Genomic DNA, 15,399 nt, shown 5'->3' with positions numbered 1-15,399 from the left:
GATATCGGGTTTGTCCTAGTGCTGACAGGTGCGGGTGATGGGTGAATTCCAGCGCGGCGCGGTGCGGCTTCATATCTTGCATCATGCTTCCGAACAGGAAATCCACGGTGCCTGGATCACCAAAGAACTCGCGCGTCACGGCCACGACATCAGCCCGGGAACGCTGTATCCGACCCTGCATCGGCTGGAGGCCGACGGGCTGCTGAGCTCCAAGCGACGGGTGGTCGACGGCCGCGCCCGACGCGTTTATCGAGTCACGCAGGCCGGAAAGCGGGCCCTGCGACAAGACCGCAAGGCTTTGGCGGAGTTGGCTCGTGAAGTGCTCGGCGACCGGTTGCTACCGGACGTCAGGCCTGCGTCGCAGCGATCCTCGGTGCGCGGTAGCGCTCGACGCGGTGCCCGCTAGACGCGCATCGATCGAAAAGGCACCCGCGTCGGCGATATGTCATGCGAACACGTGGTTTGCGGCGAATCTCGGCACTGGCGCGTGAGCTTGAGGTTCACGAAAAGACCTGTCCACCGCCCCGGGATAGCGGTATCGAAAACCGATAGCGGCGAGTAACGTTCGACGGGTTGTTGTCCGCTGTCCGGATTGCTTGGTTAGTTGTCGGCGCGATATCGAGATGTGCGAGAGAGGGTTGCCCAGCGTGTCTGAACAAACCGTGCCGGGGCTTGGCCGGCGTGAGCTGCTGGGCATCTCGGTCGTTGCGACCGGTGGGCTAGCCCTGGCCGCCTGTGGCCGCCGGTCATCGGAACCGAATGCGCCCCAGCAAGAGGCGCCAGTCACCCCACCCGAAGACCTGATGCGCGAGCACGGGGTGCTCAAGCGGGTGCTGTTGATCTACCGGGAAGCCATCCGCCGTCTGGAAGCGGGCGAGCCGATACCGGCCCAGCCGTTGGCCGCCGGGGCCGGCATCATTCGCCATTTCATCGAGGATTATCACGAGCACCTCGAAGAGCAGTACGTGTTTCCCCGACTCGAACAGGCTGGCAAACTCACCGACGTCACTGCGATTTTGCGCACCCAGCACCAGCGTGGCCGCGCGCTGACCGATCGGGTTCTTGCTGCGACCAGCGCCCCGGCTGTCTCGGATCCACAAAGCCGGGAGCGGTTGCTGCATGACCTGTCGGCTTTTGTGCGCATGTACGAGCCACACGAGGCGCGCGAGGACACCGTCGTGTTCCCGGCATTGCGGGACACCATGCCCGCCAAAGAGTTTCTCGAGCTGGCCGACACATTCGAAGACGAGGAGCACCGCCGCTTCGGGCACGCCGGCTTCGAAGGCATCGTCGACCAAGTTGCCGACATCGAAAAAAGCCTCGGCATCTACGAGCTGGCCCAGTTCACCCCGTAGTTACTCGAGCTCGCGGGCCGGGCCCGCACGTCGCCCGCTGTGCATCGATGCGTGACTGGGGATAACCCGGCGCCGCGGTGTGGTGGCGGTATTGGGGTCGGCTTGCTGTGTCGGCCCTTCAAGGCACTGTGACGGCATGACGACGTTGACGCGAGCCGAGCTGGGAGCACTGGGTGAGCAACTGGCCGTCGATCACCTGACCCGGTCGGGGTTGCGGATTGTGACCCGCAACTGGCGCTGCCGGTACGGCGAGATAGACGTGATCGCCACCGACGCTGCTGCGCGCACGGTGGTGTTCGTCGAGGTCAAGACCCGCACCGGCGACGGTTTCGGCGGCCTGGCGAACGCGGTGACCCCGCAGAAGGCGCGCCGGCTGCGTCGGCTGGCCGCGCTGTGGCTGGCCGGTCAGGACCGCGGGTGGGCGGCCATCCGCATCGACGTCATCGGCGTGCGGATCGGGCGCTGCCGCACCCCCGAGATCACCCATCTGCAAGGGATCAGCTGATGGCGCTGGGGCGGGCGTTCTCGGTCGCAGTGCGGGGCTTGGACGGTGAGATCGTCGAAATCGAAGCCGACATCACCTCGGGGCTACCGGGCGTGCACTTGGTGGGCCTGCCCGACGCCGCCCTGCAGGAGTCCCGGGACCGAGTCCGCGCCGCCATCACCAACTGCGGCAATCAGTGGCCGATGAGCCGGCTGACCCTGGCGTTGTCGCCGGCGACGCTGCCGAAGATGGGGTCGGTCTACGACCTGGCCCTGGCGGCCGCGGTGCTGTCCGCGCAGCGAAGAAAACCGTGGCGGCGGCTACAAACCACGGTGCTGCTGGGGGAACTGGCTCTCGACGGGCGAGTGCGCCCAGTGCGCGGGGTGCTGCCGGCAGTGGTGGCCGCCAAGGCCGATGGCTGGTCGGCCGTCGTAGTGCCGGCCGGCAACCTGGCGGAGGCCAGCCTGGTTGACGGCATCGACGTCTGGGGTGTGCGCACCCTGGGACAACTGCAAACCTGGCTGGGCGGCGAGGCGTCGCTGGACGGCCGAATCAGCGCGATATCCGCTGCGCCCGAGTCGGCAGCCGATCTCGCTGATGTGGTGGGGCAGGCGCAGGCCCGCTTCGCGGTCGAGGTGGCGGCCGCCGGCGGGCATCACCTCATGCTGACCGGTCCGCCCGGAGTGGGCAAAACCATGCTGGCGCAACGCCTTCCGGGCTTGCTGCCGTCGCTGTCGGCAAGCGAGTCGTTGGAAGTCACCGCGATTCACTCGGTGGCCGGGCTGTTGTCGGATGCGACGCCCTTGATCACCAGGCCGCCGTTCGTCGCGCCGCATCACAGCTCCAGCGTCGCCGCGCTCGTCGGAGGCGGCTCGGGGATGGCGCGCCCGGGCGCGGTCAGCTGCGCCCACCGCGGGGTGCTGTTCCTCGACGAGTGCGCCGAAATCGGTGTGAGTGCACTGGAGGCTTTGCGAACACCGTTGGAAGACGGAGAGATTCGCATCGCGCGCCGCGACGGGGTGGCGCGCTACCCGGCGCGCTTCCAGCTGGTGCTGGCGGCTAACCCGTGTCCGTGCGCGCCTTCGGACCCGCGAGACTGCATCTGTCCGGCCGCGGCGAAACGGCGCTATCTGGGCAGGCTGTCGGGGCCCCTGCTGGATCGGGTCGACCTGCGCGTCGAGATGCACCCGGTGCGGGCCAGCGCGTTCTCCGCTACCCACAGCGAGTCGACGGCACAGGTGCGCCGCCGGGTGGCGCGGGCCCGCTACGCGGCGGCCGAGCGTTGGCGGCCACATGGATTCCGCACCAACGCCGAAGTCAGCGGCACCCTGCTGCGGCGAAAGTTCCGGCTGGACAGCGTGGCGATGGCACCGCTGCGGGCTGCGCTGGACCGCGGCCTGCTCAGCATCCGCGGCGTCGATCGCACTTTGCGTGTCGCGTGGACGCTGGCCGATTTGGCCGGCCGCTCAGCACCCGGTGTCGACGAGGTCGCTGCCGCGCTGAGCTTTCGCCAACCGGGAGCATCGCGATGACCGAGTCGGCGAACGGCCCGACACTGCGGGCCTGGGCGTACCTGTCGCGGGTGGCCGAACCACCGTGCGCCGAGCTGGCGGCGTTGGTTCAACGCGTTGGTGCGGTCGAGGCGGCCGAACGAGTTCGGCGGGGCCAGGTCAACGACAGGCTTGCGCGACACACCGAAGCGAGACGTGAAATCGACCAAGCGGCAGCCGATCTGGAGCTTCTGCGTCGGCGCGGCGGGCGGCTGATCACACCCGACGACGACGAGTGGCCGGTGCTGGCTTTCGCCGCGTTCGGCGGCGCCGCGGTGCGCGCCAAACCGCAGGGCAGGACACCGATGGTGTTGTGGGCGCAGGGGCCGGCGCGGCTCGACGAAACCGCTCATCGCGCCGCGGCCGTCGTCGGAACCCGCGCTGCGACCGCCTACGGCGAGCACGTGGCGGCCGACCTCGCGGCGGGATTGTCCGAAAAAGGCGTCACGGTGGTCTCCGGCGGCGCCTATGGCATCGACGGGACGGCCCACCGCGCGGCGCTGGCATCCGACGGGATCACCCTGGCTGTGCTCGCCGGTGGGATCGACATTCCCTACCCGGCAGGGCATTCGGCGCTGCTGCATCGGATCGGCGGGCACGGTCTGCTCGTCACCGAGTACCCGCCTGGTGTGCGGCCGGCCCGCCACCGGTTTTTGACGCGCAACCGGTTGGTCGCCGCGTTCGCGGGTGCGGCGGTGGTGGTGGAGGCCGGGCTGCGCAGCGGCGCGGCGAACACGGCGGCGTGGGCACGGGCATTGGGGCGGGTGGTCGGCGCGGTTCCCGGACCGGTCACGTCGTCGGCGTCGGCTGGCTGTCACGCGCTGCTGCGCGCGGGCGCGGAGGTGGTTACCCGTTCCGACGACGTCGTCGAGTTGGTCGGCCGCATCGGGGAACTGGTGGCCGACGAACCGCGGCCCGCGACGGCGTTGGACGCGCTCAGCGACGCCGAGCGGCAGGTGTATGAGGCGTTGCCGGGCCGCGGCGGCGCCACGATCGACGAGATTGCTGTGGGGTCGGGGCTAGCGCCGGCCCAGGTGTTCGGGCCGCTGGCGATGCTGGAGGTTGCCGGTTTAGCCGAGCAGCGTGAGGGCCGTTGGAGGATCGTCCGGGTGGGTACACAGCAGGCAGCGCAAACCGCCCGGCTCGTATAGTCGGGCGGACGGTCCGCTTTGGAGGGAGGCGATGTGGCGGGTCGACCAGTGCACAGCTTCGAAGTGGTGCGTCGTGAACAACTCGCGCCGCATCTGGTCCGGGTGGTGCTCGGCGGCAGCGGCTTCGACACGTTTGTTCCCAACGACTTCACCGACTCGTACGTCAAGCTGGTATTCGTCGCCGACGACGTCGACGTGGCCGCGCTGCCCCGGCCGTTGACCCTGGACAGCTTTTCCGGCCTGCCGGTCGAGAAGCAGCCGGTGATCCGCACCATGACCGTGCGCCGCGCAGACCCGGCAGCCCGCGAGCTCACCGTCGACATCGTGGTACACGGCGAGCACGGGGTGGCCGGGCCATGGGCAGCGACCGCCGAGCCGGGCCAGCCGATGTACCTGATGGGCCCTGGCGGCGCCTATGCCCCCGACCCCACCGCTGACTGGCATCTGCTGGCCGGCGACGAATCCGCCCTTCCCGCCATCGCTGCTGCCCTCGAAGCGTTGCCGGACAACGCGGTGGGTAAGGCATTCATCGAAATCTCCGGCCCAGAAGACGAGATTCCGCTCACCGCACCGCAATCGGTCCAGGTGAATTGGATCTACCGAGGCGGTCGAGCCGACTTGGTACCCGAGGACCGCGCCGGTGACCACGCGCCGTTGATCGAGGCGGTCAAGACCACCCAGTGGTTGCCCGGTCAAGTGCACGTCTTCATCCACGGAGAAGCCCAGGCTGTCATGCACAACCTTCGCCCCTACATCCGCAAAGAGCGCGAAGTCGACGCGCAACGGGCGTCGATCTCCGGTTACTGGCGGCGGGGTCGCACCGAAGAAACCTTTCGGCAGTGGAAGAAGGAACTCGCCGAAGCCGAGGCGGCGGGGGTCGCGGACTGATCGCGCCCTGGCATCCTCTTCGTCGTGGCGTTCTCCGACTACCAAAACGAAATCTACCTTCAGGGTTTGGCGGGTGTTGTCCCGTCGCTGCCCATGGCCTTGGCCGAGCTGGAAGCCAAAGCCCGGTCCGCGATGCCCCCGTGGGTGTGGTCATATGTCGCGGGCGGTGCCGGCGACGAACGCACTCAGCGGGCGAACTGCACCGCATTTGAACGCTGGGGCCTGATCCCGCGGATGTTCGTCGGCGCCAAGGACCGCGACCTCTCCGTCGAGCTGTTCGGGCTGTCGTTGCCGTCACCGGTGTTCATGGCGCCCATCGGGGTCATCGGCATCTGCGCTCAGGACGGCCACGGCGACCTGGCCACCGCGCGCGCGGCCGCCCGCACCGGTGTTCCGATGATGGTGTCGACACTGACCGTCGACCCGCTCGAACAGGTCGCCGCGGAATTCGGCGACACCCCGGGTTTCTTTCAGCTGTATACACCGACGGATCGGGAACTGGCCGCCAGCTTTGTGCATCGCGCCGAAACCGCGGGCTACAAGGGCATCGTGGTGACACTGGATACCTGGGTCCCTGGTTGGCGCCCGCGGGACCTGGGCACGGCAAACTTCCCGCAGTTGCGGGGCCACTGCCTGAGCAACTACACCAGCGACCCAGTGTTCCGCGCCGGACTGCAACGCCCGCCGGAAGAAGACCCGCAGGGCGTCGTTTTGCGCTGGGTACAACAGTTCGGCCATTCGCTGACATGGGATGACCTGCCGTGGCTGCGCTCGCTGACCAAGCTGCCGCTGATCGTCAAGGGCATCTGCCACCCCGACGACGCCCGGCGCGCCAAAGACGGTGGGGTCGACGCCATCTACTGCTCCAACCACGGCGGGCGCCAAGCCAACGGCGGTCTGCCGGCGCTGGACTGTCTGCCGGGCGTGGTCGAGGCCGCCGACGGGCTGCCGGTGCTGTTCGACTCCGGGGTGCGCAGCGGTGCCGACATCATCAAGGCTCTGGCGCTGGGCGCAACCGCGGTGGGCATCGGCCGCCCGTACGCCTACGGGCTGGCTCTCGGCGGAGTCGACGGCATCGTTCATGTGCTGCGCGCACTGCTGGCCGAAGCCGACCTCATCATGGCCGTCGACGGCTATCCCACGTTGCGCGATCTCACGCCGGCGGCGCTGCGACCGGTCGGCTAACCCGAAGTTCCCCCTTGTAGTGGGGGCTGAGGCCCGATCTGTGTTGTGAGCAGGTGTTTCTGTGTTCAACTGCCCGATATGTACTCATGTATTATTTAGAATAGTTCGGCGTGTCATTCTCTGATATCGCAACTATCGCGCTGCTCTTGTGTTAGAAAGTAATCATGTACATCACCCGGGTGCCCAACCGGGGATCCCCGCCGGCGGTGCTGTTGCGGGAAAGCTACCGTGAGAACGGCAAGGTCAAGACCCGCACCCTGGCCAACCTGACCCGCTGGCCGGAACACAAGGTCGACAGACTCGATCGCGCGCTGAAGGGCCTACCCCCGGCGGACTGGGATCTATCCGAGGCGTTTGACATCACCCGCAGCCTGCCGCACGGGCATGTGGCCGCCGTGTTGGGCACCGCCGCCAAGCTGGGCATCGCCGAGCTGATCGACCCGACGCCCTCGCGTAACCGGGATCTGGTGTGCGCCATGCTGATCGCGACGGTGATCGCGCCGGGGTCGAAACTGGCGATCGCGCGCGGGCTGCGCACCCAGACCGCCACCAGCTCCCTGGGTGTGGTGCTGGGTGTGGCGGGCGCCGATGAGGACGACCTGTATGAGGCGATGGACTGGGCGCTGGCCCGCAAAGATGGCATCGAAACCGCCTTGGCCGCACGTCATTTGGCCAATGGCACCCTGGTGCTCTATGACGTGTCCTCGGCGGCGTTCGAGGGCCACACCTGCCCGCTGGGGGCGATCGGACACGCCCGCGACGGCGTCAAGGGTCGGCGCCAGATCGTCTACGGGCTGCTGTGCTCACCGGCCGGGGTTCCGGTCGCGATCGAGGTGTTTGACGGCAACACCGCCGACCCGAAAACCCTGACCGCCCAGATCGATAAGCTCAAAACCCGGTTCGGGCTATCCAACATCGCCCTGGTGGGCGATCGGGGCATGCTCACCAGTGCGCGCATCCGCGACGAGCTGCGCCCGGCGGCCCTGGATTGGATCAGCGCGCTGCGCGCCCCGCAGATCAAGACCCTGGTCGAGGACGGGGCGCTGCAGCTGTCGCTGTTCGATGAGCAAAACCTGTTCGAGCTCACCCATCCCGACTATCCGGGCGAGCGGCTGGTGTGCTGCCACAACCCCGCCCTGGCCGAGGAGCGCGCCCGCAAACGCGGCGAACTTTTGGCGGCCACCGAAACAGAGCTGCAGACCATCGCCGAGGCCACCCGCCGCCAGAAACGACCCTTACGCGGGCAAGACAAGATCGCCCTGCGGGTGGGCAAGGTATGCAACAAGTTCAAGATGGCCAAACACTTTGACCTGCACATCACCGACGAGGCGTTCAGTTTCACCCGCAACCAGCAGGCCATCGCCGCCGAGGCAGCCCTCGACGGCATCTACGTGCTGCGCACCAGCCTGCCCGAGCACGCCCTGGGCCGCGATGACGTGGTGGGCCGCTACAAAGACCTCGCCGACGTCGAACGCTTCTTCCGCACGCTCAACAGCGAACTAGACGTGCGGCCCATCCGGCACCGGCTCGCCGAGCGGGTCCGCGCGCACATGTTCTTACGCATGCTGTCCTACTACATCAGCTGGCACATGAAACAAGCCCTGGCCCCAATCCTGTTCGCCGACAACGACAAACCCGCCGCCGCCGCCAAACGCACCGACCCCGTCGCCCCCGCCCAACGCTCCGATAAAGCCCTCGCCAAGGCCGCCCGCAAACGCACCGAAGACAACTACCCGGTGCACAGCTTCACCAGCCTGCTCACCGACCTGGCCACCATCTGCGCCAACTACATCCAACCCACCCACGACCTGCCAGCGTTCACCAAGACCACCACCCCCACCCCGCTGCAACGGCGAGCCTTCGACCTCCTGGGCGTCTCCCATCGCCACGGCCTGCCGTAGTCAGTAACACACCACAAAACCCCAGGTCAACCAGACAAATCAGCCCCAATCAGGGGGAACTTCGGGCTAACCAAATCTCTGAGTCCGACACACGCCGCGCCTGGCCGTCGTGCCCGGAGGGGTCTGCGACGGTAAGGGAGTGGCGGTTGACACCGAAGCCATCCTCGACGAGTTCGCCGAGTATCTCGCCCTGCGGCGCGGTCGGTCGGCCCACACCCGTCGCGCATACTTGAGCGATTTGCGCTCGCTGTTCGCATTTCTGGCCGAACGGGTCCCCGGCTCGGGGCTGGATGCGCTGAGCCTGGCGGTGCTGCGGTCCTGGCTGGCGGCCGAAGCCGGTGCCGGCGCAGCCCGCACCACGCTGGCCCGGCGCACCTCGGCGGTCAAGGCGTTCACCGCATGGGCGGTCAGGCGCGGTCTGCTCGACAGCGATCCGGCTGTGCGGCTGCAAGTGCCGAAGGCGCGCCGCACGCTCCCGGCGGTGTTGCGCCAAGATCAGGCCTTGGCTGCCATGGCTGCTGCGAAATCCGGTTCGCAGCAAGGTGATCCGCTTGCGCTGCGAGATCGGTTGATCGTCGAGTTGCTCTACGCGACCGGTATCCGGGTCAGCGAATTGTGCGGCCTAGACATCGACGACGTCGACCTCGGGCACCGGCTGGTGCGCGTCCTCGGTAAGGGCGACAAGCAGCGCACCGTCCCGTTCGGCGAGCCGGCGGCCGACGCGCTGCGCGCATGGATGGCCGACGGACGTCCAGCCCTGGCCACCGGCGAATCGGGGCGGCGCTGCTGCTCGGTGCCCGGGGGCGCCGACTCGACGTGCGCCAGGCTCGCACCGTCGTACACCAGACCGTCGCCGCGGTCAACGGTGCACCCGACGTCGGACCGCACGGGCTGCGGCACAGCGCGGCCACCCACCTGCTCGAAGGCGGGGCCGACCTGCGCGTCGTTCAGGAGTTGCTCGGCCATTCCAGTCTTGCCACCACCCAGCTCTACACCCACGTCTCGGTGGCGCGACTGCGCAAGGTCCACGATCAAGCCCATCCGCGCGCATGACTTGCTGCGCGGCTACCCGCGCAGCGGCTTGAGCCGGATCGGCGTCGAGCCCAGCAACCCCAGCGGGTCGAGATAGTCGGCGCGGGCCGCCGGCCCCCACATCGCGCCCCAGTGCAGGCACGCGACCGCGCCGCAGCCGGGGTGGCCCGCCTGCAGCTGGCCGATCACCGTTGCCGCGGCCACCCGCTGACCGACATGCACGGTGGCCTGCACCGGCTCGTAGCTGGTGTGCAAACCACCCGGGTGGGCCAGTGACACCACCGGTCGCCCCGCCAACACACCGGCAAACACCACGGTCGCCGCGCCGGCCGCATAGACGGGCTGGCCCGGCACACCGGCCAGGTCGACCCCCCGATGCCCCGGATGCCAATTGGGCGACGGCGCATCGAAACCGCGCACGACGGCCGGCGGCGGCCGCAGCGGCCAGTCCAGCCGGGCGTCCTCGGCAACGGCCCGGCCCGCACACAGCAACGCCACCGCCAGGATCGCAACCCATCGCACACGCTCAGTCCACCGCGGTGCGGGCACACCCGCCAGCCAGGCTGTGGACAAACCACCAGGTACCGGCGTGTAAACTCGTCGGCGCAGCCCGCAGCAGCGGGCTGACTTCGCGTGTCTGCGGCCAACCGGATGCCGCGCGGTCCCGCCAAAAGCCAGGCGGGTGCGGCATCTCGCAGGCGCCAGGGCCCGGTCTCACCCGATGCCGGGCGACAACCGACACATAAGGACATTGGCCGACCATGGCTGTTGTAACCATGAAGCAGCTGCTCGACAGCGGCACCCACTTCGGGCATCAGACCCGTCGCTGGAATCCCAAGATGAAGCGGTTCATCTTCACCGACCGCAACGGGATCTACATCATCGACCTGCAGCAGACGCTGACCTACATCGACAAGGCGTACGAGTTCGTCAAGGAGACGGTCGCCCACGGCGGGACCATCTTGTTCGTCGGCACCAAGAAGCAGGCACAAGAATCGATCGCCGCCGAAGCCACCCGGGTGGGCATGCCGTATGTGAACCAGCGGTGGCTGGGCGGCATGCTCACCAATTTCGCCACGGTGCACAAGCGGCTGCAGCGGCTCAAAGAGCTCGAGGCGATGGAGCAGACCGGGGGCTTCGAGGGCCGCACCAAAAAGGAAGTGCTGGGCCTGATCCGCGAGAAGAACAAGCTCGAACGCAGCCTGGGCGGTATCCGCGACATGAACAAGGTGCCGTCGGCGATCTGGGTCGTCGACACCAACAAGGAGCACATCGCCGTCGGTGAGGCCCGCAAGCTGGGCATCCCGGTGATCGCGATCCTCGACACCAACTGCGACCCCGACGAGGTGGACTACCCGATCCCCGGCAACGACGACGCGATCCGCTCGGCCGCGCTGCTGACCAGGGTGATCGCCTCCGCGGTGGCCGAAGGCCTGCAGGCCCGCGCCGGTCTGGGCCGCGGCGACGGCAAGCCCGAGGCCGAAGCTGCCGAGCCGCTGCCGGAGTGGGAGCAAGAACTCCTGGCCGCGACGACGCCGGCTCCAGAACCGATCACCACCGAAACCGCAACCGAACAGACCACAGAGCCCTCCTAGGAAAGGCTGAGCATTGGCGAACTACACCGCTGCCGACGTCAAGCGGCTTCGGGAGCTGACCGGCGCAGGCATGCTCGACTGCAAGAACGCGCTGGCCGATGCCGACGGGGATTTCGACAAGGCCGTCGAGGCGCTGCGCATCAAGGGCGCCAAGGATGTCGGCAAGCGCGCCCAGCGGGCCACCGCCGAAGGTCTCGTCGCCGCCACCGACGGCGCGTTGATCGAGCTCAACTGCGAGACCGACTTCGTCGCCAAAAACGCCGAATTCGGTGCGCTGGCCGATCAGATTGTCGCGGCCGCGGCGGCGTCGAAGACAACCGACCTCGACACGCTCAAGGCTTCTCCTATCGACCAAAGTTCGGGGACTAAGACCGTCGAGCAGGCCATCGCGGAGTTGTCGGCCAAGATCGGCGAAAAGCTTGAGCTGCGTCGGGTCGCCTACTTCGACGGCACGGTCGAGACCTACCTGCACAAGCGGGCCGCCGACCTGCCGCCCGCGGTGGGGGTCTTGGTCGAATACACCGGCGCCGGAGACCAGGCCAAGGAAGCCGCGCACGCGGTGGCCTTGCAGATCGCCGCGCTGAGAGCCCGTTACCTCAGCCGCGCCGACGTGCCCGACGACGTGCTGGCCAGCGAGCGCCGCATCGCCGAGGAGACCGCCAAGGCCGAAGGCAAGCCCGAGCAGGCGCTGCCCAAGATCGTGGAGGGTCGGCTCAACGGCTTCTTCAAGGATGCCGTGTTGCTTGACCAGCCGTCGGTGTCCGACAACAAGAAGACCGTCAAGGCGCTGCTTGACGACGCCGGCGTGACCGTGACGCGTTTCGTCCGTTTCGAGGTGGGTCAGCAGTAGCGGGTCGCCGCCGTTGCTAGCGTCGGCGTATGCGACATGTGCACGCCTTCGGCGACGACGCGCTCGGGGACCTCGACGGGGTGGCGCTCGCCGAAGCGATCAGGACTGGGCGGCTTGCGCGGGCGGACGTGATCGAGGCGGCGATTGCGCGCACCGAGGCCGTCAACCCCGCCCTTAACGGGCTGGCCTACCAAGCGTTCGACCAGGCGCGAGCCGACGCGGCGACACCGCGGGCCGGTTTCTTCAGCGGCGTGCCGAGCTTCGTCAAAGACAACGTCGACGTCACCGGCTTGCCGACGATGGAGGGTACCGACGCGTGGGTGCCGCGCCGGGCTGCCAGGGACGGCGAGTTCACCCGGCTGTACCTGGCGACCGGCCTCGTCGCGCTGGGAAAAACGCAGATGTCCGAGTACGGCTTCAGCGCATCGGCCGAGCATCCCCGACTCGGACCCGTCCGCAACCCGTGGAACACCGACTACACGGCGGGCGCCTCGTCGTCGGGTTCGGCCGCGTTCGTAGCGGCCGGTGCGGTGCCGATCGCCCACGCCAACGACGGCGGCGGCTCCATCCGGATCCCCGCCGCCTGCAACGGGCTGGTGGGCCTCAAGCCGTCGCGCGGCCGGCTGCCGGTGGACAAGGACCTGCGCCGCATGCCAATACGCCTGGTCGCCAACGGTGTGGTCACCCGATCGGTGCGCGACACCGCGGCTTTCCACCGGGAAGCCGAGCGCATCTGGCGTCAGCCCAACCTGCCGCCGATCGGCGACGTCACCCATCCCGGCAGGCAGCGGCTGAGGATTGCCGTGCTGACGCGTTCGGTGGTTCGCGAATGCAGCCCCGAAATCCGCGAGCTGACTTTGAAATCGGCACGGCTGCTCGAGGAACTGGGACATCGCGTGGAGCATGTCGAAAACCCGCCAGTGCCTTCGACTTTCGCCGACGACTTCGTGCTCTATTGGGCGCTGCTAGCACTGGGACAGCTGTACATCAGCCGGCGCCGGTTCGGCGACACGTTCGATCCCACCCGGCTGGACAACCTGACACTGGGCCTGGCCCGCCACGCGCGCCGCAACCTGCATCGGCTCCCGGTGGCGATCATGCGGCTACGCGGCGTGCGCCGGCACACTGCGCGTTTCGCCAAAACCTATGACGCAGTGCTGACGCCCACGCTGGCCGAGGAGACGCCGCGAATCGGCCACCTCGACCCAACCGCAGACTACGAGCAGATCATGGGCCGGATGCGCGAGTGGGTCGCATTCACGCCGCTGCACAATGTCACGGGCGAGCCCGCGATCTCGCTGCCGCTGGCCGAATCCGCCACCGGCATGCCGGTGGGCATGATGATCTCGGCCGACATCGGCTGCGAGGCGCGGCTTTTGGAACTGGCTTACGAACTCGAAGAGGCGCGACCGTGGCCCCGCATTCAGGCCGCAGCCGACAAGCACCGCGGAACACACCCGTAGCAGCTGCGCCGGACCTGCACGCGGTGTCACCGCGGGGAGCCGCTCACCTGACCCCTCAGGCGGGCAGCAGCCGACTGAATTCGTCGAAGTGGGTATGGATGTCCGCCGGATCGGCGTAGATAGCGGCCGCGCCCGCCTGTTCCAGCGCTTCCCGTGCCACCCCGCCGCACAGCACGGCGACGGTCGGCACACCCGCACGCCGTCCCGCCTCCACGTCCCAGACCGAGTCGCCGACGAACAGCGAGCGTGCCGGGTCGGCTTGGACGCGGTGCAGTGCGCTGACGACGATATCCGGATCGGGCTTGCCGCGGTCGACGTCGACGCTGGAGGTGACGTCACACACCAGGTCGTCGACGTCGAGCACCCGGCGCAGCAATTCCAACGTCTGGACCGACGCTGACGAGGCCAACACCGTGCGCCATCCCCGCGATGCGATCGCCTCGAGCAAGTCCCGGGTACCCGGCAGGGCGCGCAGCACCGGCTCAAGCTCGCCGAAATAGCGGCCGTGCACGCGCTGGGCTTCGTCACCGCAAGCGTCAGCCAGCTCATCACCGAGCAGAATGCGGACCAGTTCCGAGCCCGGGCGCCCGACAAGCCCGTGAATCCGCCAGCACGCGACGTCTTGACCGACGTCCAGAAACGCTCGATGCCAGGTCACCGCATGGTGGAAGTTGGAATCGACCAACGTGCCGTCGACGTCGAACAACACAGCTGGTGCGTCGACGGTGGATGTGGCCACGACAACCCGTCCTCTCGTCGCGTCGGCTCGTGTCGGCTCATCAGGTACTCCGACAGATACCCCGGCGACGTCCCCGGAAACAACCGCCACGGGCCGGCGGCGGACGGCGCGGGATTGCCGGGCGTCGACTTCGGGTAACCGGCGTCCGGGAGCAGCCGCCGACGAAGGAGTGCCGGTGAGTGAGTTACGCCAAGCCGCCGCGGGGGCGGCCGAGCGTGCGCGGCAGGAAGCCGACGCCTATCGCCGGGACAACCCGCGGCCGCTGCGCGGATACCTGGCCGTCTTGGGCATCTACGCCGCGCTGGTGGCCTTGACGGCGGTGATCGCCGCGGCGACCGGTCGCAGGCTGCCCGACCGGTGGCACTTTCAAGACCTGATCACGATCACGGTTGGTGCCCACAAACTTTCGCGGACGCTGGCCAAGGACTCGGTGACCAGCCCGTTGCGTGCACCGTTTACCCACTACGCGGGCAGTGGTGGTCCCGCCGAGGTGCAGGAAGAAAGCCGGCACGACAGCCAACCGCGCCACAGCCTGGGCGAGCTGATGACGTGTCCGTTCTGCCTGGACATGTGGGTGGCCACCGCGTTCGTCGTCGGCTTGATCTTTGCCCCGCGGCTGACCCGGCTGATTGCGGGCAGCTTTAGCGCTTTGGCCGGCGCCGATTTTCTCCAACTGGCCTACGCCAAGGCCCAGCAGTCCACGCAGGGATGAGGTAACAGCACAACGATCGGAGGTTTTGATGCCCAAGACAACCAAAGGCGGCAGGGCCAAAAAAAGCGAGCTGCCCAGCACCTTGCAGCGCTCTAGCGCCAAGGCGCAACGGACATTCGCGAAAGCGCACGACGCCGCCGCCAAGCAGTACGGCAGCGAGCAGCGGGCCCACCGGGTGGGCTATGCCGCACTCAAGCACGAGTTCGAGAAAGTCGGCGACCATTGGGAGCCTAAGAAGCGGAAAGGCCCCTCTGACAAGGCCGCCGAGCGCGGGGGCCCGCGGAACACGGCTCCGTCGGCGGAAGGCGTTGACGCCAACGCCAGCAAAAAGCACCTGCTCGACGTGGCCCGCCGACTGGATGTGCGCGGGCGGTCGACGATGAGCAAATCCGAACTCGTCGACGCGATCAAGAAGGCCAACCGTCGCGCGCGGGCCCGCTAAGCGCAGTGCTTAGCAGGGCCACATCGGCGCCTACCGGGACGCGTGCTGTGCT

General features: G+C 68.0%; 14 protein-coding genes and 2 pseudogenes. 14 read left to right on the top strand and 2 right to left on the bottom strand.

The window, feature by feature from the left end:
• Nucleotides 1-37 precede the first annotated feature (37 nt).
• From MYXE_RS15880 to MYXE_RS15840, 9 genes and pseudogenes are all read left to right on the top strand, one after another.
• Nucleotides 38-406, top strand: coding sequence for a PadR family transcriptional regulator (locus tag MYXE_RS15880; protein ID WP_085194902.1), 369 nt, complete (start codon nt 38-40; stop codon nt 404-406).
• A gap of 217 nt (nt 407-623) precedes the next feature.
• The gene (locus MYXE_RS15875; protein WP_050947635.1) at nt 624-1,355 is read left to right on the top strand and encodes a hemerythrin domain-containing protein; all 732 of its coding nucleotides are present in this window, start codon (nt 624-626) and stop codon (nt 1,353-1,355) included.
• 136 nt (nt 1,356-1,491) lie between these two features.
• Nucleotides 1,492-1,860 carry a YraN family protein gene (locus MYXE_RS15870; protein ID WP_003919488.1) on the top strand — a complete coding sequence of 123 codons (369 nt, stop codon included), beginning with the start codon at nt 1,492-1,494 and terminating at the stop codon, nt 1,858-1,860.
• Nucleotides 1,860-3,371: a YifB family Mg chelatase-like AAA ATPase gene (locus MYXE_RS15865; RefSeq protein ID WP_085194901.1), complete on the top strand. Its 1,512-nt coding sequence runs from the start codon at nt 1,860-1,862 to the stop codon at nt 3,369-3,371. The genes MYXE_RS15870 and MYXE_RS15865 overlap by 1 nt, the downstream gene beginning before the upstream one ends.
• Nucleotides 3,368-4,540, top strand: a complete 1,173-nt coding sequence (dprA, locus tag MYXE_RS15860; RefSeq protein ID WP_085194900.1) for a DNA-processing protein DprA — start codon at nt 3,368-3,370, stop codon at nt 4,538-4,540. The genes MYXE_RS15865 and dprA overlap by 4 nt, the downstream gene beginning before the upstream one ends.
• A 33-nt stretch (nt 4,541-4,573) precedes the next feature.
• On the top strand, nt 4,574-5,428 hold the full coding sequence (locus MYXE_RS15855; RefSeq protein WP_085194899.1) for a siderophore-interacting protein: 855 nt from the start codon (nt 4,574-4,576) through the stop codon (nt 5,426-5,428).
• Between the two features lie 24 nt (nt 5,429-5,452).
• Nucleotides 5,453-6,613, top strand: a complete 1,161-nt coding sequence (locus MYXE_RS15850) for a lactate 2-monooxygenase (RefSeq protein ID WP_085194898.1) — start codon at nt 5,453-5,455, stop codon at nt 6,611-6,613.
• A gap of 164 nt (nt 6,614-6,777) precedes the next feature.
• Complete coding sequence (locus tag MYXE_RS15845) at nt 6,778-8,514, top strand: IS1634 family transposase (RefSeq protein ID WP_112650156.1); 1,737 nt, start codon at nt 6,778-6,780, stop codon at nt 8,512-8,514.
• A gap of 139 nt (nt 8,515-8,653) precedes the next feature.
• Nucleotides 8,654-9,567, top strand: a pseudogene (locus MYXE_RS15840) (tyrosine recombinase XerC).
• A 21-nt stretch (nt 9,568-9,588) separates the two neighbouring features.
• On the opposite strand, the pseudogene MYXE_RS15835 reads toward MYXE_RS15840, so the two are convergent.
• Nucleotides 9,589-10,104: pseudogene (locus tag MYXE_RS15835) on the bottom strand (M23 family metallopeptidase); the annotation flags it as partial.
• Between the two features lie 203 nt (nt 10,105-10,307).
• Between MYXE_RS15835 and rpsB the strand changes: the two are divergent.
• Genes rpsB through MYXE_RS15820 form a run of 3 tightly spaced genes read left to right on the top strand, consistent with a single transcriptional unit; the run spans nt 10,308 to nt 13,454 of the window.
• Nucleotides 10,308-11,141: a 30S ribosomal protein S2 gene (gene rpsB, locus MYXE_RS15830; RefSeq protein WP_039889547.1), complete on the top strand. Its 834-nt coding sequence runs from the start codon at nt 10,308-10,310 to the stop codon at nt 11,139-11,141.
• Nucleotides 11,142-11,154: 13 nt separating this feature from the next.
• Nucleotides 11,155-11,991 (top strand): translation elongation factor Ts, encoded by an 837-nt coding sequence (gene tsf, locus MYXE_RS15825; RefSeq protein ID WP_003919474.1) that lies wholly within the window; start codon nt 11,155-11,157, stop codon nt 11,989-11,991.
• Between the two features lie 29 nt (nt 11,992-12,020).
• On the top strand, nt 12,021-13,454 hold the full coding sequence (locus tag MYXE_RS15820; protein WP_085194991.1) for an amidase: 1,434 nt from the start codon (nt 12,021-12,023) through the stop codon (nt 13,452-13,454).
• Nucleotides 13,455-13,509: 55 nt separating this feature from the next.
• Here MYXE_RS15820 and MYXE_RS15815 read toward each other — a convergent pair whose 3' ends face one another.
• Nucleotides 13,510-14,193, bottom strand: a complete 684-nt coding sequence (locus MYXE_RS15815) for an HAD family hydrolase (protein WP_003919470.1) — start codon at nt 14,191-14,193, stop codon at nt 13,510-13,512.
• 175 nt (nt 14,194-14,368) lie between these two features.
• Here MYXE_RS15815 and MYXE_RS15810 point away from each other — a divergent pair, with 175 nt between their 5' ends.
• Nucleotides 14,369-14,905, top strand: coding sequence for a DUF1360 domain-containing protein (locus MYXE_RS15810; RefSeq protein ID WP_085195065.1), 537 nt, complete (start codon nt 14,369-14,371; stop codon nt 14,903-14,905).
• Between the two features lie 28 nt (nt 14,906-14,933).
• Nucleotides 14,934-15,347, top strand: coding sequence for a ChaB family protein (locus tag MYXE_RS15805; RefSeq protein WP_003919466.1), 414 nt, complete (start codon nt 14,934-14,936; stop codon nt 15,345-15,347).
• The last annotated feature ends 52 nt before the right edge of the window (nt 15,348-15,399 follow it).

The organism is Mycobacterium xenopi (genome assembly GCF_009936235.1).
GTDB lineage: Bacteria > Actinomycetota > Actinomycetes > Mycobacteriales > Mycobacteriaceae > Mycobacterium > Mycobacterium xenopi.
This window is presented reverse-complemented; position numbering and strand designations above follow the sequence as displayed.